Source organism: Acinetobacter sp. CIP 101934 (genome assembly GCF_000369585.1).
GTDB lineage: Bacteria > Pseudomonadota > Gammaproteobacteria > Pseudomonadales > Moraxellaceae > Acinetobacter > Acinetobacter schindleri.
Window position 1 is genome coordinate 709,043 of the sequence record NZ_KB850094.1, and the last position, 24,941, is coordinate 733,983.

Consider the following 24,941-nt stretch of genomic DNA (forward strand, 5'->3'; position numbering starts at 1 on the left):
GAAAGTTGAGCTGTTCTTTAAGGCGATTAAGCAGAATCTCAAATTAAAAGCGTTTCTAGGCCGCAGCAGGAACGCAATTCAGACACAAATCTGGATTGCGATGATCGCCTATTTATTGGTGAGTTTCGCTCAACATTTAGGAAAAATAGGTTGGACAGTTCAACGTTTACTCAGAATAATTCAGGTGAATTTGTTTGAAAGAAGAACTTTAAAAGCTTTATTTTCACCCAATAAAATACCCATAAAACAAGAGGAAGCTCAAATGAGCTTCCTCTTGTGAAAAATTGTGGGACAGCAATGGCCTAGAAGGTCGCTTTTTTTATATCCGTATTTTACCAGACGGAAAATTATATAAGATTCATGATCTGGAATTATGAACCCAAGCATAACTTTTAAAGAAACAATTTATAAGAATTGTAGTGGCTGCTTACAATTAACAGTAAGGAAAGGCTTTGTTGCACAAACCTATCTGTAAAGGCTTTTTTAGCGATATAATTTTCAAATGAAGAAGCCTACACACAAAATCTACCGCACAACCAATTGGCCCGCATATAACCGAGCACTCATGAGTCGCGGAAATATTGCCATTTGGTTTGATCCTGCTACGCAATGGTATGCTCCATCAAAAGGCAAACAAGGGCGAAATCAAACCTACTCCGACGCAGCCATCCAATGCTGCTTAATGATTAAATCCTTATTTCGTCTGTCTTTACGTATGGTTACTGGCTTTGTACAAAGTCTGATTAAACTTTGCGGATTAAATTGGATAGCTCCAGATTACACCACGCTTTGTAGAAGACAAAAGCATATTGATATTGTAATCAGCTACCAAAAAAGTAGCGATGGGCTGCATCTACTCATGGACTCTACAGGCATGAAGTTTCTAGGTGAGGGCGAATGGAAACGCAAGAAACATGGACCTGAATATCGTCGCCAATGGCGTAAACTTCATATTGGTATAGATGCCAAAACCCTACAAATACGAGCAGTTCAGCTTACAACCAATAATGTCAGTGATTCACAGGTGCTTGGTGATTTACTTGATCAGATTCCACAAGATGAGCAGATTGACTCTGTTTATACCGATGGAGCTTATGACACCAAGCAATGCCGTCAGGTCATTGCAGATCGGCAAGCGCATACGGTGATTCCACCTAGAAAAAATGCGAAACCATGGAAAGATACAAAGAGTAGCTCGCTAGAGCGAAATGAATTACTTCGAACAGTTAAACGTTTAGGCAGGACACTATGGAAAAAATGGTCAGGCTATCATCGGCGAAGTTTGGTTGAAACTAAGATGCACTGCATTAAATTATTAGGAGATAAACTCAGTGCAAGGAGTTTTGATAGCCAAGTGAATGAGATCCATGCACGTGTAGCAGTCCTTAACAGATTTACGGAATTAGGTCGCCCACTTACCCAAGTTACGCCTTAAATTTGGCTCAATTAGGGGCGCTTTGCATTTCAAATCTTTGTGCAACAAAGCCGTAAGGAAATCTCAGTCATTAACAAAAAAATTGGTACTTTATGCCAGTTTTATTGTGCTTAATTAACAAAAATTAGACATATCAAAGAATTAACTAAATTACATGGTTAGTTAGAAGATTAATCATTTGAGCATTATGAAGCAAAAAATAGGATATTTACTCGTAAAAGATTGGTTTGTGAAGAAATTCTTAATAATATTAATCTAAAGAATTTATTTTAGTGCTATTATTTTAAATTAAATTAATTATCTATAGGCTTGGCACTAGTATTTAGTTTAGGTGCATGTTACAAGTTATGGTGAAAAAATAGACATGTCGGCAGCATTATCAAGGTTGCTTATAGGTTTACAAATAACGGTTAATGTCAAATTTGTTTTACATTTTTTAAAGAAAAAATGAACGTATACGTAGTTAAATGTAATGAAATCAATTAATCTAGATGTTAGGAAATGTTGTTGAGACTGTTTAGATTCTTTGTTATTGATTGTATAAAATTGGTCGAATAAATAAACATAACCATGAGAGGCAGAGATGAAGCTTAACCTTCTGGAGATAGGTCAAAATACTGAACAGCTAAGCTCATGCCGCCTGTCTCTTATTTTGGGCGTAAATACTTCCAATAACCTAATTAATACATTTGCTCGAGTCGCACGTCGGCTACTTAAGACTGAAAAATGTTTACTGGGTTTTCATAAAGAACCTTATATCTGGTATTCCACTGCTTCAGAATTTTGGGGGTTTGAAACGCCGCCCGAATTAAATCTGCTCAATTATCTTAAAAATGATGACTGTCTGGATCGTACGCATCCTGCCTATACAGAAATGTCAGAATATATTCGTAGTCTTGGCGTAGAGCATAAGCGCCTGATCTCCTTTAATCTGAAAGCCAGTGATACCCATTCAATTGGTCATGTGGTATTTTTTGATCAGGAAGAAGAGGGCTTTGATCAAGAAGATATTCGTCTGGTGCAGGAGTTTGCCGATGGGCTGGTCGGACGGATTCGCTTGCATGAAGACTATAATGAACTGAAGGAAATGTACGAGCAGCAATGCGCCATGAACTTCAGTAAGACGAAATTCTTCCAGATTATTGCTCATGACCTGCGTGCACCCTTTCATGGTTTACTTGGATTCTCGGAAGTATTGGCTGAAGAACGTCATACACTGGATGATTCAAGTGTTCAGAATATTGCCGATTATCTCTGTGAAAATGCCAAGTCAACTTATAACTTGCTGGAAAGCCTGCTGACTTGGGCGATGGCTGAAGGTGGACGTTTCGTTTACCATCCGATCAACTTTGAGCTAAAACAGTCCAGCAAAATTGTTTGCGATGTACTCAAAAGCTTAGCATTGAATAAAAAAATCGACCTGATTGACCGCATTCCTGAAGGAGTGAAAGTCAATGCGGATATCAACATGATTACTTCAGTGCTGCAAAACCTGGTCTCCAATGCACTGAAATTCACCCCAACCGATCAGCAGGGTCAGGTCATTTTGACTGCTGAAGCTGAAGACGAGCTGGTCAGAATCAGCGTGCAGGATACCGGTCTGGGCATGACTGAAGAACAGATGCAAAATCTGTTTAAGCCAAATCTGACAGTAAGTGTGAAAGGCACAGATAATGAAAAAGGCGCGGGTCTTGGGCTGGTATTGTGTAAGCGATTTGTCGATCTGAATCATGGTCAAATTTATGTGGACTCTAAAGAAGGTCAGGGTACGACCTTTAGTGTATTGTTGCCAAAAGCCACCAATGAACATCAGGCACTGGCACTTGCTGAACCGGCAGGTGCATTAAAAGAAAAAAATTAATTTCCGTCCAAGGCATTCACAGCGCTGCCAGTCACCTGTTATAACTAGAAAAAATCTTGCAGGTGACAAGGACTGGAAATGAACGACGTACAATTGCAGAAAACTTTAAGGGCAAGCCAATATGCCGAGCAGGTATTGTCCAGACACGCTGCCTTGCTGCAGCAGGACTATGCAGTTGACCATTTTCAGCATGCTTTAAGTACTGAACAAATCAAGCAATCTGTCACAGATGCCCTTACCAATATTAGTGATGAAGAGCAATGGATGAGTACGTTACGTACTCTGCGTGCTCGCCTGATGTTTCGCTGGATCTGGCAGGATGCCAATCAACTTACTAATGTCATTACTCTCACTCGTGAACTTTCTGATTTTGCCGATGCCGCCATTTGTGCCGCCAAAGATTTTGCCCGTATTCCCTTGGTTGCAAAGTATGGCCAGCCGATTGGCTACAATGGAAAGGTGCAAGACTTAATTGTAATTGCTATGGGGAAACTGGGTGCTCAGGAACTCAATCTTTCTAGTGATATTGATCTGATTTTTGCCTTTGATGAGCAAGGGGAAACCGATGGGCGAAAATGTATTGATGTGCAGCAGTTTTGCATTCTATGGGGACAAAAGCTGATCTACCTGTTAGATCATATTACCTCAGATGGTTTTGTCTTCCGTGTCGATATGCGCCTGCGTCCTTGGGGAGATGGTTCACCATTAGCAATTAGCCATATCGCGCTGGAAAAATATCTCAGCCAGCATGGTCGTGAATGGGAACGTTATGCTTGGATCAAGGCGCGGATTGTCAATCCAACGCCTGAGGGTGATGAGTTACTGGAGATGACACGTCCATTCGTGTTCCGTTGCTATGTGGACTACAGTGCTTTCGCTGCTATGCGTGAAATGAAAGCGATGATCCAGCGTGAAGTGCAGCGCCGCAATATTGAAGATGATATCAAGCTTGGTGCTGGCGGGATTCGTGAAGTTGAATTCATTGTTCAGGTGTATCAGCTGATTTATGGTGGCGCCAAGCTAGAATTACAGGATCGCCAATGTCTGGTCAGTCTCAAGCACTTGGTTACGGCTGAATTACTGGATGAGCAAGCAGTAGAAGATCTTGAGGATGCTTATTTATTCCTGCGCCGGGTTGAACATGCGATTCAGGCGCTGAATGACCAGCAAACTCAGTCATTACCAACCGAAGATGACCCTCGCCAGCGCATTGCTGATACTTTGGGCTTTACTGACTGGACAGCCTTTATGGATGTGTTGGATCAGAAGCGCGCCAAAGTGATTTACCAGTTTGAACATCTGATTAAAGAGAATGGTCCAGAAACTCAACTCTCAAGTTTTAGCCAACTGGAACAGCAGTTAAACGCAGTATTAGATGTAAATGCCAGAAATCTGGTGCATGAGTTCTGGAACAGTAATACCTTAAAAAAATTGCCGGCTAAAGCCTTACAGCGTTTGAAAACGTTTTGGCCTTATCTGATCGAAGCAATTTTGCAATCTGATCAGCCGCAGACGGCTTTAGTGCGTCTGATGCCATTGGTTGAGTCAGTCATGCGCCGCACTGTGTACTTGGTCATGCTGATTGAAAGCAAAGGTGCACTTCAACGTCTGGTCAAGATGGCAACTGTCAGTCCATGGATTTGTGAGGAATTAACCCATTATCCGGTGTTACTGGATGAATTCCTGTCTATGGATTTTGAACTGCCAAAGCGTAAAGATCTTGAAGATTCTCTACGTCAGCAGTTGCTGCGTATTGAACTTGATCAGGTGGAAGACCAGATGCGGGTATTGCGTCTGTTTAAAAAATCCAATGTGCTGGCTGTTGCTGCCAGTGATGTGTTGGCAGAAAGTCCTTTGATGAAAGTATCAGATGCTTTAACTGATATTGCTGAGGTATCTGTAAATGCTGCCTTGCATTTGGCTTATCAAATTGTGGCCAAAAAGCATGGTTTCCCACTCGATGCCGAAGGGCAACGCTGTTCAGTCGATCATACTGCTTTTGCCGTGATTGGCTATGGCAAGGTGGGCGGGATTGAACTCGGTTATGGTTCGGACCTGGATTTGGTATTTATTCATTTTATGAATGAACAGGCAGATACTGACGGACTGAAACCAATTAGTGGCTTTGAATTTGCCATGCGTGTGGCGCAAAAGCTGATGTCGCTCATGACTACACAAACCTTGGATGGGCGGGTTTATGAAGTTGATACCCGCTTACGTCCTTCAGGGGAAGCAGGTTTATTGGTTACTAGTCTGAAAGCTTTTGAACAGTATCAGTTTAAGAGCGCCTGGCTCTGGGAACATCAAGCCTTGGTACGTGCCCGTCCAATCGCAGGGGAAATGAGTTTACGTAAAAAATTCGAGATATTGCGCTGTGATATCTTGATCCAAAAACGGGATATCGGTCATGTGCGTGAAGAAGTATTAAAAATGCGTCAGAAAATGAAAGATCATCTGGGTTCTTCAAAAGAGCAAAAAAAAGATGGAATTTTTCATTTAAAACAAGATGCAGGTGGTATCGTTGATATCGAATTTATGGCACAGTATGCGGTGTTAGCTTGGAGTGGGACGAATAAAGATCTCGCCCATTACTCCGACAATGTACGAATCCTTGAGGATGCCGCAAAATCAGGTTGCTTATCCAGCGACGATGCGACTGCTCTGATTCAAGCTTATCTCCGTGAACGCGCCGAGAGCCACCGCTTAGCCCTTGCAAATCAATCCATGCAAGTGTCTGCAAGCGACTGGCACGATACCCGAAAGACCGTTTGCAAGTTATGGCAAAGACTGATTGATCCAAGTGCAGTATTTGCACTGGATAGTGAATAATTGTGAAAAATTGGAGTTTGTGGCATGAATTTGGCTGATCGTGATGGTTTCATTTGGCAAGACGGACAACTGGTAGATTGGCGTGAGGCAAAAACTCACGTATTAACACATACCTTGCACTACAGCATGGGAGTGTTTGAAGGTGTCCGTGCTTATGAAACCCCGAATGGAACGGCTATTTTCCGTCTGAAAGAACACACCAAACGTTTACTTAATTCTGCAAAAATTTATCAAATGAAAGTTCCATTTGATCAGGCAGCGTTAGAACAAGCTCAAATTGATGTCGTTCGTGAAAACAAATTAGCGTCTTGCTATTTACGTCCAATTATCTTTATTGGTTCTGAAAAACTGGGTATTGCCGCAACTGACAATACCATTCATGCAGTGGTTGCTGCGTGGAGCTGGGGTGCTTACCTGGGTGATGAAGCAATGGCGAAGGGTATTCGCGTAAAAACTTCTTCATTTACGCACCATCACCCTAACGTGACCATGTGTAAAGCCAAAGCATCAGGTAACTACACATTATCTATCCTTGCACATCAAGAAGTAGCACATTCTGGTTATGACGAAGCAATGCTTCTAGATCCACAAGGTTATGTATGTCAAGGTTCAGGCGAAAACGTATTCCTGGTACGTGATGGCGTGATTCATACACCGGATATCGCAGGTGGTGCGCTTGATGGTATTACGCGTCAAACGATTATTACCATTGCCAAAGATCTTGGTTATGAAGTGGTTGAACGCCGTATTACCCGTGATGAATTCTATATTGCTGATGAAGCATTCTTCACCGGTACTGCTGCTGAAGTAACGCCTATCCGTGAATACGATGACCGTCAAATCGGTGAAGGCAAACGTGGTCCGATCACTGAGCAAATCCAGACTGCATTCTTCAATGCGGTTCAGGGTAAAGACCCTAAATATGCGCACTGGTTAACTTACGTAAAATAAGTTCAACAGATAAAAAAAGGACTCAAATGAGTCCTTTTTTTATGGCTAGAAGAATCTATTAAACCTGATAGAAATCCCGATACCAGTCAACAAACTGTTTTACGCCATCTTCAACAGAAACGGAAGGTTTGTAACCTACACTTTGTTCTAGTGCTGAGCTATCCGCGAAAGTATCTGGTACATCACCGGGTTGTAGTGGCAGTAAGTTCAGAATGGCTTCTTTGCCGACTGCTTTTTCAATGGCATAGATATATTCAATCAGTCTGACTGGCGAATTATTGCCAATGTTAAAGATCCGGAACGGGGCATTGCTGGTGGATGGATCAGGATTGTTGCTATCCCAGTCTGGATTTGGTGCAGCAATCTGGTCACTGGAACGGATCACGCCTTCAGCAATATCTGCAACAAAGGTGAAATCACGGGTATGGTTGCCGTGGTTAAAAACCGGAATAGATTTGCCTTCAATAATGTTCTTGGTGAACTTAAAGAGAGCCATATCCGGACGCCCCCAAGGACCATAGACAGTAAAGAAGCGCAAGCCTGTGGTTGGCAGTTTGAAGAGGTGGCTATAGCTATGTGCCATCAATTCATTGGCACGCTTTGTTGCTGCATAGAACTGGATCGGATGGTCGACACCATGCTTTTCACTAAAAGGCATGGTAGTGTTGGCACCATACACGCTACTGGTACTGGCATAAGTCAGATGTGGTGTTTTGGCATAGCGACAGGCTTCAATGATATTGGTAAAACCGACAATATTGCTTTCCACATAACTCATCGGATTTTCAAGCGAATAACGTACGCCTGCCTGTGCAGCAAGATGAATCACGCGATCAAATTGATGTTCCTGGAAACACTTGTCAACTGCGGCTTTATCTGCAAGGTTGGCATGATAAAAGTCGAACTGCCCCGACTGCTGTTCCGCGGTTTGAGTTAGCAGATCTACACGTGCCTGTTTTAAAGCTGGATCGTAGTAGTCATTCATGTTGTCAAAACCGACCACATCATCACCACGTTCTAAAAGCTTTTTGGAAACATGGAATCCAATAAAACCTGCTGCACCTGTTACCAGAATTTTCATTCATCGCCTCCAAAAATATCACGGGTATACACTTTATCTTCAACATCATTCAAATCTTTGGATTGACGATTAGTGATAATCACATCTGCCCGCTGTTTAAAGGCTTCTAAATCAGTAATCACTTCAGATTTAAAGAACTCGGTTTCTTTTAATGCCGGTTCATAAACAATGACTTCAACCCCCTTGGCTTTAAGGCGTTTCATTACCCCCTGAATGGCAGAGGCACGGAAATTATCTGAGCCACTTTTCATAACCAGTCGATAAATCCCGACCACCGACGGATTCCTTGCCAAAATAGAATCAGCAATAAAGTCTTTACGAGTGCGGTTAGAATCCACAATAGCTTGAATCAGATTGCTAGGTACCTGACTATAGTTCGCCAATAGCTGCTTGGTATCTTTTGGCAGGCAGTAACCCCCATAACCAAAGGAAGGGTTGTTATAGTGATTGCCAATTCGCTGATCCAGACAGACACCTTCAATAATTTGTTGGGTATCTAAACCAAACGTTTGTGCATAGGTATCCAGTTCATTGAAGAAAGCTACGCGCATAGCCAGATAGGTATTGGCAAATAACTTGATTGCTTCTGCTTCGGTTGAGTCAGTGAACAGAACAGGACTGTCTTTTTTGATTGCACCTTCAATCAGCATATCTGAGAATTGTTGAGCACGCGCTGACTTCTCTCCAACAATAATACGTGATGGATAAAGGTTATCATGTAAAGCTTTACCTTCACGCAAGAACTCTGGAGAGAAAATAATATTGTCTGTATGAAATTTCTCTTTAACCGTTTTGGTGAAGCCCACAGGAACCGTAGATTTAATAATCATGACCGCTTGAGGGTTAATCTCGGTCACATCACCAATGACGCTTTCGACGCTTTGGGTATTAAAATAATTGGTTTTGGTATCATAATCCGTCGGTGTCGCAATAATGACAAAATCAGCATTCTGATAAGCTTCATATTTGTCAGTTGTTGCACGGAAGTTTAGTGGCTTTTCACTTAAAAAAGCTGAAATTTCAGGATCCTGAATCGGGGAAATCTTCTGATTTAACATTTCAACTTTATTGTCAATAATATCTAATGCCACGACTTCATGATGTTGTGAGAAGATCATGGCATTGGAAAGGCCGACGTAACCGGTGCCTGCAACTGCTATTTTCATATCAACCTGATTATGTATTTTTAATAAGGAAGCCAGAGCCCAAGCCAATAGTGGTGTTCTCAAGGCGGTTTCATATCATACCATAAAGTATTTTGAGTATTATGAAGGTGTTGAAAAGCGGGGGAGTAACTTTGCTTTAGAGATGGTATGATATGGCGCAGAATGCTGGTGGAAGATGAATACATGCAGGAAAACGTAAACGACTCACTGTCAGGTCAGGCTCATATACAGTCTGAACAGAATATTGTGCTATGCATGAAGTGGGGCACCAAATATGGGGCAGAGTACGTCAATCGTTTATACAACATGGTCAAGCGTCATACTACGGTTGACTTTAAAATGGTGTGTCTGACAGACCGTACCGAGGGTATTGATCCTGCTGTTGAATGTTTTCCTATTCCGCCATTGGCCTTACCAGCAGGTAGTCCTGAACGTGGCTGGAATAAGTTATCGACCTTTGAACCTGACTTGTATGGTTTAAAAGGAAATGCACTTTTCCTCGATTTAGATGTTGTGATTGTTGATAATATCGATAGTTTCTTTACCCATCCGGGTGATTTCCTGATTATTCATGACTGGAAACGTCCATGGCGTATTACTGGAAATAGCTCGGTTTATCGTTTCAAGCTAGGAGCTTTTCCTGGTTTGATGCCATATTTCCGTGAACATTTTGATGAAATCCGTCAGAAGTTTCGTAATGAGCAGGCTTATTTATCCTGGTATGTTGATCAGGAAAAGAAACTGAGTTACTGGCCGGATTCCTGGTGCAAGAGCTATAAATATCACTGTCTGCAAAAAATTCCAATGGCTTATTTTAAGCCGCCTGTAAAGCCGGAAGGCGTCAAAATTATTATTTTCCATGGTGAAATCAATCCACCTGACGCAATTAACGGCGGTGGTGGTAAATGGTACCGTTATGTTCTGCCATCGCAATGGATCAAGGATGCGTGGCAATAATTATTAAGTGTAGTAATTAAGCAATCCGGTACCTATTTTAAAGTGATGAAGTAAATGCAGCAGCAAATTGATATTGTAATTGCCTGGGTGGATGGCAATGATCTGGAATTAAAAAAGAAACGGCATAAATATCTGACTGGTGAAGATGCATCCGATGCAGTCAGTGATACCCGCTTCGCCAGTAATAATGAAATCTACTACAACATTGCTTCAATCCTGAAATATGTACCTTTTTGCCGTAATATTTTTGTAGTGACCGATAACCAGCGCCCAGAATTTATCGATGAATTTGCTGCACAAGGCCTGTGTACTGCCGATAAAATTCGTGTAGTGGATCATCGGGAAATTTTTAGAGGTTATGAGCAGCATTTGCCCACTTTCAATACCCGATCCATTGAAAGTATGCTCTGGAACATTGAAGGATTATCAGACTACTTTATTTATTTGAATGATGACTTTTTCTTTAATTCAACTGCACAGCCAGAAGATTTTCTAAACGGTAATCATTTGGTGATCTATGGCCACTGGCAAAGCAGTTTTGCGCTGAAGACAAAGTTAAAATATCGCCAATTTTTGCAGCGTCAATTTGGCAAGCCGATTCAGCCGAAGCACATGATTGCACAAATGTTAGGGGCTAATATCCTGGGTTTCAAAAGGTTCTTTGAAATTCACCATTATCCGCATATTGTCGATCGTCATGCTTTGAAAGATTATTTATTGGCACATCCGCAGCTGCTGGAAACCCAGATTAAATACAAGTTCCGTAGTGTAGAGCAGCTTAATCCCATTTCACTGATGAATCATATCAAGATTCAAAAGCAGCAAGCTGAGCTGAAGCCTGATATTGAATTGGCTTATCTAAAAAATGAAGATAGCCTCGACAGTTTTATTTCAGCTTTAGATAATCCTGCAATAAAATATGGTTGTATCCAGAGTCTGGATCAATTGAAGCCAGCAGATGCAAAGCAGATCAGTGATGCCATGCAGCAAAAACTGGCTGACTATTTGCCAAATTCAATTTTAGCTTAGAGGTTCATGATGAAAGTAATTACTTATCTGATTAATCTGGATGGTAGTCATGAACGGCTTGAACGGGCGACTCAGCAACTAGATGCAGTGCACTGGCCTTTTGAGCGTTTCTCCGCAGTCGATGGCCGCGGCAAGGCTTTAACTGAATTTACCAACTATGATGATCAAGGTGCGCAACAGATACTTGGGCGTAGCCTGATGAACTCGGAATTGGGGTGTTATCTGAGTCATTATGGTTGCGCAGAGAAGTTTCTGAATACTGATGCAGATTATCTGGTTGTGCTTGAAGATGATATGAAAATTAATCCAGACTTTAAAACAAAGCTGGATGGTGTGTTGGAATATCTGGATCAGCATAAAGAATTAGATTGGTACTTAATCAATATTGCAGCCAAAAAGAAAAAGCTGGCGAAAGATATTACCCAGATTGAAGATATGAGCATGTGGCATGCTTTTTATTTTCCAATTCGCGGATTAGGTTTGATCTGGTCACGCCAAGGTGCTCAAGCATTTTTAGAAGCAGGTAACAACATAAATATGCCTGTCGATATTTTCTTCCAGACCTGGCTGAGTAAAAATGGAAAGGGATTAGGTGTGTGGCCAGCCTTGGTTCGACCTGCAGGCTTAGACAGTGATATTTTAGGAACAGTCGCTTCCCAAGGGGTATCACGTAAACAAAAAGAAAATCGTGGGGTGTCCCATGGTTTGAAGAAGCAGAAGCGCATGTGGCGTGACCGCTATTACGCACTTAAACACTTGATGGCTTCAAAGTAAGTAAATCTGTATGAAAAACATTGTAATTAGCCTAAAAACAGCAACTGCACGTCGTGAACATATTCAAAAAGAATTTGGTAAACAGAATATCGGTTTTGAATTTTTTGATGCGTTGACACCAGATTTGGCAAAACCACTTGCTGCGAAAATGTCTCTAAATGTGCAAGAAGATTTTATTACGGCAGGCGAACTCGCTTGTTTTATGAGTCATGTATCGATCTGGCAAAAAATGGCAGATGAGCAGATTCCGCATTTGGCAGTTTTTGAAGATGATGTATATTTGGGAGAAAATGCTGACTATTTTCTGAGTCAGTATGACTGGATTCAAAATGACTGGGATATTATCAAACTTGAAGCATTTGCCGATAAGGTGTTTTTAAGTGGTCCTAAGATAGATATCGCAAATGGATCACGTCAGATTGTTCAGTTAAGGGGAAAAAATTTAGGGACAGCGGGCTATATTTTAAGTCTGAAAGGTGCACAAAAATACTTGGATTATGTGCGAAAGATTCAGTTAATTCCTTTAGATCAAGTCATGTTTGATGAATTTATCCGAGAGAAAATTCATTCTGTTTACCAGATGGCACCTGCGCTGTGTATTCAGGAGATGATGCTATTCCCTGAAAAGAAGACAGTTCTCTCAAGTGATTTGCTTGCTGAACGTAAAGCGCGTATGCGTAAGCAGAAGAAGAAGGGGTGGGCAAAAATTCAGTTGGAAATTATTCGTGTGCTTAAGCAAGTGAAATGCGCTTTAGTTGGTCAACGAGTAGACTTTAAATAAAGTTAAGCCAACAGAAAAGAATGTTTAGATAAATTTGCTTAAAAGCATCAAATATAAATGTGATGAAATGATAGGAATAACTTGAAATGCGTATTCTAGTAACTGGTGGTGCTGGATTTATTGGTTCAGCTGTAATACGTCATATTATTGAAAACACTCAGCACCATGTTTTAAATGTAGATAAGCTTACTTATGCTGGAAATTTAGAGTCATTAGGCCTAGTTCAAAAAAGTGATCAATATCAATTTAGTCAGACTGATATTTGTAATGAGACTGCAATCGAAGCACTCTTTCATGGATTTCAGCCAAATGTTGTGATGCATCTCGCTGCTGAATCTCATGTAGACCGTTCTATTGATGGTCCGGCAGCCTTCATGCAAACCAATATTATTGGTACTTATACTTTGCTTGAGGTTGCTCGAAAATATTGGCTGAATCTTGATGAAAAAACAAAAAAAAATTTCCGTTTTCATCATATTTCGACAGATGAAGTGTATGGAGATTTGGAAGGAACAACCGATCTATTTACTGAAGCAACACCTTATCAGCCAAGTTCTCCATATTCAGCATCTAAAGCAAGTTCAGATCATTTGGTCCGTGCTTGGCATAGAACCTATGGTTTGCCAGTGATTGTCACCAATTGCTCAAATAATTATGGTCCCTATCATTTTCCTGAAAAGTTAATTCCATTAGTAATTTTGAATGCACTCGATGAAAAGCCATTGCCAATTTATGGTAATGGTCAACAGATCCGAGATTGGCTTTTTGTGGAAGATCATGCTAGGGCATTATATAAAGTTGTGACTGAAGGAAAGATAGGGGAAACCTATAATATTGGTGGCCACAATGAGAAAAGAAATATAGAAGTAGTAAAAACCATTTGTACTATACTAGATGAATTAAAACCCAAAGCAGATGGGCAATTATATGAATCCTTGATCACTTTTGTGAAGGATCGCCCAGGTCATGATCTGAGATATGCAATTGATGCTGAAAAGATTCAAAAAGAATTAAACTGGTGTCCTCAAGAGACCTTTGAGACAGGTATTCGAAAAACTGTTGAATGGTATCTGAATAATTTGGATTGGTGTCGTCGTGTACAAGATGGTAGTTACCAGCGTGAAAGATTAGGTGTAAATATATAATGTCAAATCAAACTAAAGGAATCATTCTAGCTGGTGGTTCGGGAACACGGTTATATCCAATCACAAAAGGGGTGTCTAAGCAGCTATTGCCAATTTATGATAAGCCCATGGTCTATTATCCACTTTCAGTACTCATGCTTGCAGGGATTCAGGATGTACTGATCATTACAACACCTGAAGATTTGAATAGCTTTAAACGTTTGCTGGGTGATGGATCACAGTTTGGTATTCGATTAGAGTATGCGATTCAGCCAAGTCCAGACGGTTTAGCGCAAGCATTTATTATTGGTGAAAAATTTATTGGAGATAGTAATGTCTGTCTAGTTCTAGGCGACAATATTTTCTATGGCCAAGGTTTTACCCCAATGCTAAAAAAGGCTGTTAACCGAGCTAAAGGTGCAACAGTTTTCGGTTATCAAGTCAAAGACCCTGAACGTTTTGGTGTGGTTGAGTTTGATGAGCAGAAACGCGCAATTTCACTAGAAGAAAAACCTCAACATCCAAAGTCTCATTTTGCAGTAACGGGACTGTATTTCTATGACAATGATGTGATTCAAATTGCCAAACAAGTTAAACCATCAGAGCGTGGCGAATTAGAAATTACCACCGTGAACCAAATGTATTTGGAACGTGGGGATTTAAATGTGGAACTACTTGGACGTGGCTTTGCATGGCTCGACACAGGTACACATAGTAGTTTACTTGAAGCTGCACAATTTGTAGAAACTTTAGAAAAGCGTCAAGGCTATAAAGTGGCATGCTTGGAAGAAATTGCTTTGAATAATGCTTGGTTGACTAAGGAGCAAGTGTTAGAAATTGGTAAAAGCATGAGTAAAAATGATTATGGTGAATATCTAATTTCATTGGTGAGTGAATAAATATGAGCCTTATCGATTGGATTGAATTACCTAATTTAGGTGATCACCGCGGCAACCTTGTTGTTGCTGAAGCGAATAAGAGTATCCCATTTAATATTCAAAGGCTTTATTATATTTTTGGCGCTCAGCCTGATGTTCCACGTGGATTCCATGCACATAGACAACTACACCAAATTGCTTTTTGCATTCAAGGTAATTGTAAAATATTGATGGATAGTGGTAAGGAACAGCAAGAGATTGTATTGTGCAAGCCTAATCAAGGTTTAAAAATACCACCTATGGTATGGCATGAAATGCATGATTTTTCAGTAGATTGTATTTTGCTTGTATTGGCAAGTGAGCATTATGATGAGTCTGATTATATTCGCAGTTATGATGATTTTTTGAAAGAAGTGCATAAGCCCTTTATTCACCCCCTAGCCGATGTCCAGACAAAAAAAATTGGCTTAGATACACGTGTTTGGCAATACAGTGTAATTCTAGCAGAAGCTGAAATTGGAGATAACTGTAATATTTGTGCACATACACTCATTGAAAATGATGTGCTCATTGGCAACAATGTCACGGTGAAATCGGGTGTTTATATTTGGGATGGAATAACTTTGGAGGATAATGTCTTTATCGGTCCATGTGTTGCATTTACAAATGATAAAAAACCTCGCTCAAAACAATATCCAGAAAAATATCCTCAAACAATTGTAGAAAAAGGTGCAAGCATTGGGGCAAATGCCACTATTTTACCGGGAATCCGTATTGGTCAAAATGCATTGATTGGTGCAGGAGCTGTGGTGACGAAAAATGTTCCAGCTAATGCTATTGTAGTGGGTAATCCTGCAATCATTAAAGGTTATATAGAAGAATGATTCCTTTTCTAGATTTAAAAAATATCAATCAGCAGTATCGTGAAGAGCTAATTGCGGCTTGTACGCGTGTTATTGATTCAGGCTGGTACATTGGTGGTAAAGAGTTAGAGCAATTTGAACAAAATTTTGCAAACTATTGTGGTGTTAAGTTTGCAATTGGTGTGGCCAATGGTTTGGATGCACTCATTTTAACCTTACGTGCTTGGAAAGAACTTGGTAAACTCCAAGATGGTGATGAAGTGATTGTTCCTTCAAATACTTATATTGCCAGTATTTTAGCAATTACAGCAAATAACTTAACGCCAGTTTTAGTTGAGCCAGATCTTGCTACGTACAATATTGATCCATTAAAAATAGAAGAAGCAATAACAGCCAAAACCAAAGTGATTTTATCTGTTCATTTATATGGTCAATTGGCTGCAATGCCAGAAATTATAAATCTTGCAAAAAAACATAATTTGTTGGTTTTAGAGGATTCGGCGCAAAGTCATGGTGCTCAATTAGACTGCAAAAAAGCGGGTAATTGGGGCGATGCTTCAGGTTTTAGTTTTTATCCAGGAAAAAATTTGGGTGCACTAGGTGATGCTGGGGCGATTACGACGAATGATGCTGAGTTAGCACAAACATTGAGGGCCTTGCGCAACTATGGATCACACGAGAAATATAAAAATTTATTCGTGGGTGTAAATAGCCGATTGGATGAAATGCAAGCCGCAATACTTGATGTGAAATTAAAACATTTGGATGATGAAACACAAAATCGACGCCAGATAGCGAATCTTTATATGGCTGAAATTAATAACCCACTCATTGAATTACCAAAAGTAAATAAAGATGTACTTAATGATCAGCAGCATGTTTGGCATGTATTTGTCATTCGTTCAAAGTATCGAATGGAATTGCAAAAGTATTTAGCGGAAAATGGGGTACAAACTTTAATCCATTATCCAATCCCACCACATAAGCAGCAAGCATATGAGGAATGGAATGACCTAAGTTACCCAGTTTCTGAGCAAATTCATGCAGAGATTTTGAGCTTGCCGATGGGGCCAACTTTAACGGTTGAAGATGCTGAAAAAGTCATTCAGCTTTGTAATGAGTTTAAAGTGTAATGGATAATTTATTAGTTACAATTGCTATCCCATGCTATAACCATGCGGGGTTCGTACAGGATAGTATTAGAAGTGTTATTAATCAAACATATGAAAATATTGAATTCATTATTATTGATGATGGTTCAACTGATCAGTCTGTGAATAAAATAAAGGAAATGCTTATTGAATGTGAGCAAAGATTCACTCGGTTTGAATTTCGGGATCGTCCAAATAAGGGATTATGTAACACCTTAAATGAAGCTTTAGAATGGGCTCAAGGAGATTATTTTTGTGTGATTGCTTCTGACGACCAGATGCTTCCTGAAAAAACAAGCTTACAGATTAGCTCGTTTAAGTCTGATACTGTGGGAGTTTTTGGCGGTGTGAATATTATTAACAATAAAAATCAAATACTTTCCTCACGGGTAAGAGAATATTCTGAAACTGGATTTGAAGATATTCTTCTGAATAAACATGATCTACCAGCCTCTTCACAAATGTTTAAAACAGAAATTTTGAGGCAGGTTGGAGGATATAATCCTAATGTAAAGGTAGAAGATTGGGATTTGTTGTTACGTATGTCAAAACTAAATAAAAAAATGGTTTATATACCACAATTGCTGATTAATTATCGTAAGCATGATTCTAATATTAGTTCAGATAATACTTTTATGTATACTGAAATGATAAAAATACTAGATCAATATGTAGATGAACCTAAATATGCACAGGCCCTATATATAGTAAAAAAAAGACTGCTTGTTAATCCTATGAAAAAAATAAGTAAGTTAAAGGCCTTTTTCTTAAAGATTAAGATTCTTTTAGAATATAAATTTAACTGAAACCTTAGTTAGAACTCAGTTTTTTTATTAACTTAGCTGGATTTCCTGCATAAATCGAGTATGCGGGGACGCTTTTTGTGACAACAGAACTGTTACCAATGACGGAACCTTCTCCTATGGTTACTCCTTTTAAAATTCTCACATTTTCTCCGATAAATACATGATTCTCTATAGAAACAGGTGAGCACTGATAATTTCCATTTGATCGATCTTTTATTTCTACACCATGGAAATCGGAGTCAGTAATAAAAAAATTTGGACCGATTAAGCAGTGTTCACCGATAGTTACTGATGTTTTATCTGCAATAATTACAAAACTATTGTTAATAATAGTATGATCTTTGATTGTTACTCTTGCTGAACTATTTCTAGCTTCAATGTATCCGGCAGTATGATAAAAATATGGAGAAGGGGTAACACCTAATTGAGCCATTTCAATATGAATTTTACCCTTTCCTAAGAATAACGTAGGGTAGTGATACTCTTTTTTAATAACTAAATGATCACAATCTGAAAGTAGTCTTTTGTAAATAAAATATCTTATTTTATTGTAAATTTTTCTAAATTTCATAAAACTATCCTCTTTTAAAGATTAGAAAAAAGTATACAGTAGTAAGGGTTATAACAAAACGTCTCTTATTTTTAAAACTTTGTCTTTTTAAAATTTTACTAGTTAATATATAATTACAGCCTTTTTTTAAGCTGCAAACCCATTCTTGTTTTTCTTGAATTTGTTTATTGTTTTTTGATATATATTTTTTTATTCCCCATAATGTTGAAAAAAGCTCTTTATCAATTTTATTTTGAATTGGGTGTTTATTTAATAGCTTATGTAAGATAATGGCATTATTTATAATATAATGCATTTTTTGATTAATTTTCTTAGTTGTGGAGGGCTTTGTTGCACAAAGCTGTTCTTAAAGACTCCTTCGGCAATATAATTTCCAAATGAAGAAGCCTACACACAAAATCTACCGCACAACCAATTGGCCCGCATATAACCGAGCTCTCATTAATCGTGGGAATATTGCCATTTGGTTCGATCCAAAAACACAATGGTATGCAGAACCTCAAGGCAAACAAGGTCGAAGTCAAACCTACTCCGACATAGCGATTCAATGCTGTTTGATGATCAAATCTCTATTTAGACTCACTTTACGCATGGTTACTGGTTTTGTTCAAAGCTTAATTAAACTTTGCGGATTAGATTGGACAGCACCAGACTTCACGACGCTTTGTAGAAGACAAAAGTATATTGATATTCAAATTAACTACCAGAAAAGTCGTGATGGGTTACACCTACTCGTCGACTCTACGGGTTTAAAATTTTTAGGTGAAGGCGAATGGAAGCGTAAGAAGCATCAGCCTGAATACCGTCGGCAATGGCGTAAACTGCATATTGGTATAGATGCTGAAACACTGCAAATACGTGCCGTTCAGCTTACGACAAATAATGTCAGTGATTCACAAGTACTTGGTGATTTACTCGATCAGATTCCTCAAGATGAGCATATTGACTCCGTTTATACCGATGGTGCTTATGACACAAAGCGGTGTCGCCAGTTGATCACAGATCGAAATGCCCATGCGATTATTCCACCCAGAAAAAATGCGAAGCCTTGGAAAGATACAAAAGTTCATTCGCTAGAGCGAAATGAATTACTTCGCACTGTTAAACGTTTAGGCAGGACACTATGGAAAAAATGGTCGGGCTACCATCAGCGAAGTCTGGTAGAAACCAAGATGCACTGCATCAAATTATTAGGCGATAAGCTCAGTGCTCGGAATTTTGATAGCCAAGTCAACGAGATTCATGCACGTGTGGCCATCTTAAATAAGTTTACGGAGCTCGGCCGACCTCACACCCAAGTTGTCACTTAAATTTAAACAACTTAGGAAAGCTCTATCTTTAAAATCTTTATGCAACAAAGGCAAATATACATGAAAGTTTTTATTTTTTTGGTCTACTAAGCATTGAATAAAATTTAATATATTTTTTTCTTCATTAAATAGAGGGGTGATTATAGCAATTTTTTCAATGTCCACTTAGATTGTACCCATGATTAATAAATTTTCACTATTTTACATAAGTGACTTAAACTATAATATATTTTTCTCTTCTTTTATTATCTATGAATATCATGATAGAGCCAAATATAACGATTGTGACAGCTTTTTTCGATATTGGTCGCGGAGATTGGACTAAAGATAAGGGGCATCCTGGCTATTTACATCGGCCTACGTCTCAATATTTTGATTACTTTAAAAACCTTGCTGAATTAGATAACCCATTCATTGTCTATACTTCATCTGATTTTGTGGAAAAAATTTTAGAAATTCGAGAAGGTAAACCGACGACTGTTATTTCTATTGACCTTAAAGAAAAATTTTCATCTGTTCTAGAAAGAATAGACGTGATACAGAATGATGAACATTTTCGTTCAAAGGTAGATGATAAGCAGCTACGGAATCCCGAATATTGGTCTCCTTATTATGTATTGGTCAATAATTTAAAGTCCTATTTTGTTTATGAATCTATCAAGGAAAACTTAATCACGACAGATTTAGTTGCTTGGTTGGATTTTGGATACTGTCGAGATAAAAAAACCTTAAGCAAGCTACGACAATGGAGCTATAGCTTCGATACTTCAAAAATACATTTGTTTACCATTGCGGAAGAATTCGAATTCAGTGAAGCTAATGTGCTTAACTCAATTTTAGGTAATGTACCTTATATCATTGGTGGCGGTATCGTTGGTAGTGTTGAAAAATGGCCAGATTTTTACAATCTAATCTTAAGTAGCCAAATGGAATTGCTTAATAATAATTTGGTGGATGATGATCAAGGAGTTTATCTCTTATCAAAATTAAGAAATCCAGATATGATCCAGTTAAACTATTTAGGCAAAAACAATTGGTTTGGAATATTTAAAAAATTTAGACAAACAAATGGCTTGCTTGATAAGATAAAATTATTCCTGAATTTTTAGTAGTCTGTTTTTATGGAAAAGTGTTCCGAATTTCGCCCTGTTATTATGGGAGCAGCAACAGGTTATTCACCCGACAAAGTTGAATTATTTCTTAACAGTATATCTCGGACAAATTATACAGGTGTCGTAACTTTATTTTTAAATGGATCTCAGGTTGCTGAATATAAAGATTTTTTCAAAAAAAGAACGAATTATAAGTTTAGTTTAGAGTTTGTGGACTCTAAGATAGGAACCTTCAGTAGCTCCAAGAGCATTAGTAAAAACTTCAAGAAATGTATTCGTTTTTTAAGTAAATTTATTGTCTCTTCAGAACCTAAACTTAAGAAAGATTTTATCTATTTTCTTGCACCGCCTCATGTTTCTCGTTTTTTTGATTACTATGATTATTTGCAGCGCAATAATTTTAGTCATGTAGTGCTTACAGATACACGAGATGTAATCGTTCAGGGTGATTTGAACGAGCTAAATCAGGATGGGCTCTTTTTAGGAATGGAAGATAAGAGTTTACTATTAGGTAAAGATTCTTTTCATATTAAGTGGATTAGTGATGTTTATGGTAAAAACTATCTGAAAGAAATTGCTGATAAACAGATTTCTTGTGCTGGGGTAACCTTCGGCGATTATCAGTCTATGAGCAAATATCTTGATGTAATGATCAATGAATTTATGAGCTTGCCTTACTATACGATGGTGAGATCGAATTACGATCAAGGTATTCATAACAAGTTATTGTATTCTGGTGCATTTTCTGTATTGCACTTATGTCAGCCCTTAGAGTCTAAAATTGCAACATTAGGTGTTATGAATGTTGATAAAATAAATTTAAATGAGGACGCTATCCTTTTAAATTTAGATGGAACAACCCCTCTATTTGTTCATCAATATGATAGACATGAAGAGTTAGAAAACATCTTCACAGCGAAATATTTATAATTATTGAGTGAAAGGGCGGATAATTACTCCTTATCCGCATTTCCTTTCAAAACCATATAAATCAAACCAACAAAAATCAAGAAAGCACCAATGATACTGCTGAGACAGAAGTAAACAATACGGTCATTAGTATCTAAAGAGAATAGATTGTTGGCAAGAATATAGCGCATAAACAACCATTGAACGACTGAAAACACAATCAGCATGATGCCACGGTTACGGACAGCAGGACGCATCGCCATGGGAGACAATCCACATCTTAAAAGAATAACAAGATTATGCCATTTTTAGGGCGGAATCTCAATTTAATCTATTTTTTCAGAATTAACAGTTAGCTAACAAGTGCTTATGAAATTTAATTTAAGCTTTATAAGGATTGTTATTACCAAAGCAGCTTCTAAAGCGTTTATATGACCAAATATACTGTGCCGGTGCTGTTGCGATCATCTGTTCCATATGTTGATTCAGGCAAAGTACGCTGGTTTGTATATCCTTAGACATAATATTATTCGATATAGAACTGCAGTGAATATCAAAATAGCTGTGTCGATTGGTACGAATACAGCTTATGCCTACCACATTACATTGTGTTTTTTGAGCTAATTTGGGAACAATAGTTCCTGAAAGAACGTTTTGTTTAAAAAAATCTGCATAGATGCCGCCCGAAGGCTTAGGAATATGATCTGGCAAAATAACAGTAAGACCACCTTGTTTTAAATGTTTAAATATAGCTCTTATACCAGTTTCATCTGCAGGGACTAAAATTGCATTTGTTTTCTGGCGAGCCTGCAAAATATAGCGATTGATGTCTTTATTTCTATTCGGCTTATACATAATCATGGGTTGTGTTTGTGAGCAAAGCCACGCATTTAGTAATTCCCAGCTTCCCAAATGTGGAACTACGACAATTACACCTTTTTTCTTATTGATAGCATGGTTGAAATGTTCAATGCCATGAATTTGATTGATACGTGAAAGGTTATAATCAGTAGACATTCCCCAAAATTTAATACATTCCAAATAACTTAAACCTTGACTTCGAATACTTTTTCTAATGATATTTTTTTGCTGTTTATCATTTAGTTTAGGATAAGCTATTTGAATATTAATCTGCGTGATACGGTGAATAGATGAATTGGTTTGATATAAAAACCAAGCAATTATGTACCCGAACAATTGTAAAATGCGTAAAGGTAATATAGCTAAAAAAGTTAGTAGAAAATACATATTTTAAAAAAGACTCTTTAATAAGCGAGTTTAATCGTGAAAATTATATAAGCGCCTAAAAATCTGACTCTTCATCAAAAATAGCAAAGCAACTTAATGGTTAATATAAAATATTGTGAAAAATAGTTTAAAAAAATTTATCTATATTTTCATACTGAAAGGATAAGATTTTTTATACTCAAAGCCCTAGTTAAAACTATAATGAATCGCTAAGATCATGATAAAAAAGCCCTGCACAGAGCAGGGCTTATCACATCAGTCGCTAAATATTACTTAGCTTCTTCAGCTTTTGGTTTTTCACGTAAGCGAATACCCAAATCACGCAATTGATTTGATTCAACTGGTGCAGGTGCTTGTGTCAATGGACATTCAGCAGTCTTGGTTTTCGGGAATGCAATCACGTCACGGATAGATGATGCACCGGTCATTAACATTACCAAACGGTCAAGACCGAATGCCAGACCACCGTGCGGAGGTGCGCCATAGCGTAATGCATTTAACAAGAAGCTGAATTTCTCTTCTGCTTCTTCTTCACCAATACCAAGTGCTTCGAAGATCGCTTTTTGCATTTCAAGGTTATGAATACGTAAAGAACCACCGCCGATTTCAGTACCATTCAATACCATGTCATAAGCAACTGAAAGCGCAGCACCCGGATTGTTCTTCACTTCTTCAACGCTTGATTTTGGCAGCGTGAATGGGTGATGCACAGAAGTCCATTTGCCATCATCAGTTTCTTCGAACATCGGGAAGTCAACTACCCAAAGCGGTGCCCACTCGCAAGTTGCAAGTTTCATGTCATGACCGACTTTGATACGTAAAGCACCCATCGCATCATTAACAACTTTGGCTTTGTCCGCACCAAAGAACACGATGTCGCCATTTTCAGCGCCAACACGTTTCAATAGATCCAGCACGATTGGCTCGATGAATTTCACGATTGGAGACTGAAGACCTTCGATGCCTTTTTCAAGTTCGTTGACTTTGATATACGCCAAACCTTTCGCGCCATAGATGCCTACAAATTTAGTGTATTCATCAATCTGGCTACGTGGTAATGAACCTGCACCCGGTACGCGAAGCGCAACGATACGGCCTTTAGGATCTTTAGCAGGACCTGCGAATACTTTGAACTCAACGTCTTGCATCATGTCTGCAACGTCAACCAGTTTCAAAGGAATACGCATATCCGGTTTATCAGATGCATAGTCACGCATGGCATCTGCATAAGTCATACGTGGGAATTTGTCGAATTCAACGTTTAGAAGTTCTTTGAACATCTTCACGGTTAATGTTTCCATCAAATCCATGATGTCATCGTCACTCATGAACGATGTTTCAACGTCGATCTGGGTGAATTCAGGCTGACGGTCAGCACGCAAGTCTTCGTCACGGAAACATTTTGCGATTTGGTAGTAACGATCGATACCACCCACCATCAACAACTGTTTGAATAACTGTGGTGATTGTGGCAGGGCATAGAAGCTACCGTTAGAAACACGACTTGGTACTAGATAGTCACGTGCACCTTCAGGCGTAGCACGAGTTAAGATCGGAGTTTCAACGTCTAGGAAGCCATTGTCTTCGAAGTAGTTACGAATCAGGTTAGTCAGTTTAGAACGGAAACGTAAACGGTCTAACATTTCAGGGCGACGGATGTCCAGGAAACGGTACTTTAAACGTACTTCTTCAGAAATGTTGGTATTTTCGTCATTCAATGGGAATGGCGGAGTTTCTGACGCAGCAAGAACTTCAATTTCTTTACCCAGAACTTCGATTTGACCGCTGGTGATATTTGCGTTTTCAGTTCCTGCATAACGACGACGTACGCGGCCTGTAATTTTTAATACAAATTCTGAACGTGATTTGTCGGCAGTTGCGAATGCTTCAGGAGTATCTGGGTCAATAACCACTTGAACAAGACCGTCACGGTCACGCATGTCAAGGAAGATTACACCACCGTGGTCACGGCGACGGTGAACCCAACCGCATAATGTTACGGTTTGGTCAATTTGAGCTTCGGTTAATGAACCGCAGTAATGAGTTCGCATCATAGCGTTAAAAATCCAACTATATGGTTTAAGGTCAGCGAATACGTAAACAGC

Annotated in this window: 22 protein-coding genes and 1 pseudogene; 17 read left to right on the forward strand and 6 right to left on the reverse strand. The window is 38.9% G+C overall.

From position 1 onward, the window contains the following. From F899_RS03810 to F899_RS03830, 5 genes and pseudogenes are all read left to right on the forward strand, one after another. A pseudogene (locus F899_RS03810) lies at positions 1–280 on the forward strand (IS4 family transposase); the annotation flags it as partial. A 222-nt stretch (positions 281–502) separates the two neighbouring features. Beyond that, on the forward strand, positions 503–1,435 hold the full coding sequence (locus F899_RS03815) for an IS5 family transposase (RefSeq protein WP_034433886.1): 933 nt from the start codon (positions 503–505) through the stop codon (positions 1,433–1,435). Between the two features lie 583 nt (positions 1,436–2,018). Beyond that, on the forward strand, positions 2,019–3,296 hold the full coding sequence (locus F899_RS03820) for a sensor histidine kinase (RefSeq protein WP_005220972.1): 1,278 nt from the start codon (positions 2,019–2,021) through the stop codon (positions 3,294–3,296). A gap of 78 nt (positions 3,297–3,374) precedes the next feature. Further along, complete coding sequence (glnE, locus tag F899_RS03825; protein ID WP_005220974.1) at positions 3,375–6,125, forward strand: bifunctional [glutamate--ammonia ligase]-adenylyl-L-tyrosine phosphorylase/[glutamate--ammonia-ligase] adenylyltransferase; 2,751 nt, start codon at positions 3,375–3,377, stop codon at positions 6,123–6,125. Between the two features lie 24 nt (positions 6,126–6,149). Further along, complete coding sequence (locus tag F899_RS03830; RefSeq protein ID WP_004813074.1) at positions 6,150–7,076, forward strand: branched-chain amino acid transaminase; 927 nt, start codon at positions 6,150–6,152, stop codon at positions 7,074–7,076. Between the two features lie 58 nt (positions 7,077–7,134). Here the strand turns inward: F899_RS03830 and F899_RS03835 are convergent, their stop codons facing one another. Together F899_RS03835 and F899_RS03840 are read right to left on the reverse strand one after the other, a co-directional pair. Continuing rightward, positions 7,135–8,157 (reverse strand): NAD-dependent epimerase, encoded by a 1,023-nt coding sequence (locus F899_RS03835; protein WP_005220977.1) that lies wholly within the window; start codon positions 8,155–8,157, stop codon positions 7,135–7,137. Then, entirely contained in the window at positions 8,154–9,323 is a 1,170-nt protein-coding gene (locus tag F899_RS03840; protein WP_005220979.1) for a nucleotide sugar dehydrogenase, read from the reverse strand. The genes F899_RS03835 and F899_RS03840 overlap by 4 nt, the downstream gene beginning before the upstream one ends. Before the next feature lie 183 nt (positions 9,324–9,506). On the opposite strand from F899_RS03840, the gene F899_RS03845 reads away from it, so the two are divergent. The 9 genes from F899_RS03845 to F899_RS03890 all read left to right on the forward strand — a co-directional run bounded on the left by F899_RS03845 (position 9,507) and on the right by F899_RS03890 (position 17,686). Next, positions 9,507–10,280, forward strand: a complete 774-nt coding sequence (locus F899_RS03845) for a hypothetical protein (RefSeq protein ID WP_051061901.1) — start codon at positions 9,507–9,509, stop codon at positions 10,278–10,280. Positions 10,281–10,334: 54 nt separating this feature from the next. Beyond that, on the forward strand, positions 10,335–11,309 hold the full coding sequence (locus F899_RS03850; RefSeq protein WP_005220994.1) for a stealth family protein: 975 nt from the start codon (positions 10,335–10,337) through the stop codon (positions 11,307–11,309). Positions 11,310–11,318: 9 nt separating this feature from the next. Further along, positions 11,319–12,083: a glycosyltransferase family 25 protein gene (locus tag F899_RS03855; RefSeq protein ID WP_005220996.1), complete on the forward strand. Its 765-nt coding sequence runs from the start codon at positions 11,319–11,321 to the stop codon at positions 12,081–12,083. A gap of 10 nt (positions 12,084–12,093) precedes the next feature. Then, positions 12,094–12,864 carry a glycosyltransferase family 25 protein gene (locus F899_RS03860; protein ID WP_005220997.1) on the forward strand — a complete coding sequence of 257 codons (771 nt, stop codon included), beginning with the start codon at positions 12,094–12,096 and terminating at the stop codon, positions 12,862–12,864. A gap of 86 nt (positions 12,865–12,950) precedes the next feature. Next, positions 12,951–14,009, forward strand: a complete 1,059-nt coding sequence (rfbB, locus tag F899_RS03865) for a dTDP-glucose 4,6-dehydratase (protein ID WP_005220998.1) — start codon at positions 12,951–12,953, stop codon at positions 14,007–14,009. Further along, the gene (gene rfbA / locus F899_RS03870) at positions 14,009–14,887 is read left to right on the forward strand and encodes a glucose-1-phosphate thymidylyltransferase RfbA (protein ID WP_005220999.1); all 879 of its coding nucleotides are present in this window, start codon (positions 14,009–14,011) and stop codon (positions 14,885–14,887) included. Before rfbB ends, rfbA begins: the two co-directional genes overlap by 1 nt. Before the next feature lie 2 nt (positions 14,888–14,889). Further along, complete coding sequence (locus F899_RS15335) at positions 14,890–15,750, forward strand: WxcM-like domain-containing protein (RefSeq protein ID WP_005221000.1); 861 nt, start codon at positions 14,890–14,892, stop codon at positions 15,748–15,750. Next, positions 15,747–16,862, forward strand: coding sequence for a DegT/DnrJ/EryC1/StrS family aminotransferase (locus F899_RS03885; protein ID WP_005221001.1), 1,116 nt, complete (start codon positions 15,747–15,749; stop codon positions 16,860–16,862). The genes F899_RS15335 and F899_RS03885 overlap by 4 nt, the downstream gene beginning before the upstream one ends. Further along, positions 16,862–17,686, forward strand: a complete 825-nt coding sequence (locus tag F899_RS03890; protein ID WP_004813051.1) for a glycosyltransferase family 2 protein — start codon at positions 16,862–16,864, stop codon at positions 17,684–17,686. The genes F899_RS03885 and F899_RS03890 overlap by 1 nt, the downstream gene beginning before the upstream one ends. 4 nt (positions 17,687–17,690) lie before the next feature. On the opposite strand, the gene F899_RS03895 is transcribed toward F899_RS03890, so the two are convergent. Next, positions 17,691–18,257, reverse strand: coding sequence for an acyltransferase (locus tag F899_RS03895; protein ID WP_004813050.1), 567 nt, complete (start codon positions 18,255–18,257; stop codon positions 17,691–17,693). Between the two features lie 377 nt (positions 18,258–18,634). On the opposite strand from F899_RS03895, the gene F899_RS03905 reads away from it, so the two are divergent. From F899_RS03905 to F899_RS03915, 3 genes are all read left to right on the forward strand, one after another. Next, positions 18,635–19,567, forward strand: coding sequence for an IS5 family transposase (locus tag F899_RS03905; protein WP_004811110.1), 933 nt, complete (start codon positions 18,635–18,637; stop codon positions 19,565–19,567). A 260-nt stretch (positions 19,568–19,827) separates the two neighbouring features. Continuing rightward, entirely contained in the window at positions 19,828–20,676 is an 849-nt protein-coding gene (yibB, locus tag F899_RS03910) for a protein YibB (protein WP_017401395.1), read from the forward strand. A 12-nt stretch (positions 20,677–20,688) separates the two neighbouring features. Further along, positions 20,689–21,609 carry a hypothetical protein gene (locus tag F899_RS03915; protein WP_004813047.1) on the forward strand — a complete coding sequence of 307 codons (921 nt, stop codon included), beginning with the start codon at positions 20,689–20,691 and terminating at the stop codon, positions 21,607–21,609. Between the two features lie 23 nt (positions 21,610–21,632). Here the strand turns inward: F899_RS03915 and F899_RS03920 are convergent, their stop codons facing one another. From F899_RS03920 to aspS, 3 genes are all read right to left on the reverse strand, one after another. After that, complete coding sequence (locus F899_RS03920) at positions 21,633–21,851, reverse strand: hypothetical protein (RefSeq protein ID WP_004813045.1); 219 nt, start codon at positions 21,849–21,851, stop codon at positions 21,633–21,635. Between the two features lie 118 nt (positions 21,852–21,969). Then, positions 21,970–22,836 (reverse strand): lysophospholipid acyltransferase family protein, encoded by an 867-nt coding sequence (locus tag F899_RS03925; protein WP_005221002.1) that lies wholly within the window; start codon positions 22,834–22,836, stop codon positions 21,970–21,972. A gap of 269 nt (positions 22,837–23,105) precedes the next feature. Next, the gene (gene aspS / locus F899_RS03930; protein ID WP_004889934.1) at positions 23,106–24,890 is read right to left on the reverse strand and encodes an aspartate--tRNA ligase; all 1,785 of its coding nucleotides are present in this window, start codon (positions 24,888–24,890) and stop codon (positions 23,106–23,108) included. Positions 24,891–24,941: the final 51 nt, after the last annotated feature.

Excerpts from the sequence above, each read along its gene's own strand:
- F899_RS03815 (WP_034433886.1), top strand. The coding sequence starts at position 503 with ATGAAGAAGCCTACACACAAAATCTACCGCACAACCAATTGGCCCGCA.
- F899_RS03840 (WP_005220979.1), bottom strand. The coding sequence starts at position 9,323 with ATGAAAATAGCAGTTGCAGGCACCGGTTACGTCGGCCTTTCCAATGCC.
- F899_RS03920 (WP_004813045.1), bottom strand. The coding sequence starts at position 21,851 with ATGGCGATGCGTCCTGCTGTCCGTAACCGTGGCATCATGCTGATTGTG.
- glnE (WP_005220974.1), top strand. The coding sequence starts at position 3,375 with ATGAACGACGTACAATTGCAGAAAACTTTAAGGGCAAGCCAATATGCC.
- F899_RS15335 (WP_005221000.1), top strand. The coding sequence starts at position 14,890 with ATGAGCCTTATCGATTGGATTGAATTACCTAATTTAGGTGATCACCGC.
- rfbB (WP_005220998.1), top strand. The coding sequence starts at position 12,951 with ATGCGTATTCTAGTAACTGGTGGTGCTGGATTTATTGGTTCAGCTGTA.
- rfbA (WP_005220999.1), top strand. The coding sequence starts at position 14,009 with ATGTCAAATCAAACTAAAGGAATCATTCTAGCTGGTGGTTCGGGAACA.
- aspS (WP_004889934.1), bottom strand. The coding sequence starts at position 24,890 with ATGATGCGAACTCATTACTGCGGTTCATTAACCGAAGCTCAAATTGAC.
- F899_RS03830 (WP_004813074.1), top strand. The coding sequence starts at position 6,150 with ATGAATTTGGCTGATCGTGATGGTTTCATTTGGCAAGACGGACAACTG.
- yibB (WP_017401395.1), top strand. The coding sequence starts at position 19,828 with ATGATAGAGCCAAATATAACGATTGTGACAGCTTTTTTCGATATTGGT.
- F899_RS03860 (WP_005220997.1), top strand. The coding sequence starts at position 12,094 with ATGAAAAACATTGTAATTAGCCTAAAAACAGCAACTGCACGTCGTGAA.
- F899_RS03885 (WP_005221001.1), top strand. The coding sequence starts at position 15,747 with ATGATTCCTTTTCTAGATTTAAAAAATATCAATCAGCAGTATCGTGAA.
- F899_RS03890 (WP_004813051.1), top strand. The coding sequence starts at position 16,862 with ATGGATAATTTATTAGTTACAATTGCTATCCCATGCTATAACCATGCG.
- F899_RS03820 (WP_005220972.1), top strand. The coding sequence starts at position 2,019 with ATGAAGCTTAACCTTCTGGAGATAGGTCAAAATACTGAACAGCTAAGC.
- F899_RS03835 (WP_005220977.1), bottom strand. The coding sequence starts at position 8,157 with ATGAAAATTCTGGTAACAGGTGCAGCAGGTTTTATTGGATTCCATGTT.
- F899_RS03895 (WP_004813050.1), bottom strand. The coding sequence starts at position 18,257 with ATGAAATTTAGAAAAATTTACAATAAAATAAGATATTTTATTTACAAA.
- F899_RS03925 (WP_005221002.1), bottom strand. The coding sequence starts at position 22,836 with ATGTATTTTCTACTAACTTTTTTAGCTATATTACCTTTACGCATTTTA.
- F899_RS03905 (WP_004811110.1), top strand. The coding sequence starts at position 18,635 with ATGAAGAAGCCTACACACAAAATCTACCGCACAACCAATTGGCCCGCA.
- F899_RS03855 (WP_005220996.1), top strand. The coding sequence starts at position 11,319 with ATGAAAGTAATTACTTATCTGATTAATCTGGATGGTAGTCATGAACGG.
- F899_RS03845 (WP_051061901.1), top strand. The coding sequence starts at position 9,507 with ATGCAGGAAAACGTAAACGACTCACTGTCAGGTCAGGCTCATATACAG.
- F899_RS03850 (WP_005220994.1), top strand. The coding sequence starts at position 10,335 with ATGCAGCAGCAAATTGATATTGTAATTGCCTGGGTGGATGGCAATGAT.
- F899_RS03915 (WP_004813047.1), top strand. The coding sequence starts at position 20,689 with ATGGAAAAGTGTTCCGAATTTCGCCCTGTTATTATGGGAGCAGCAACA.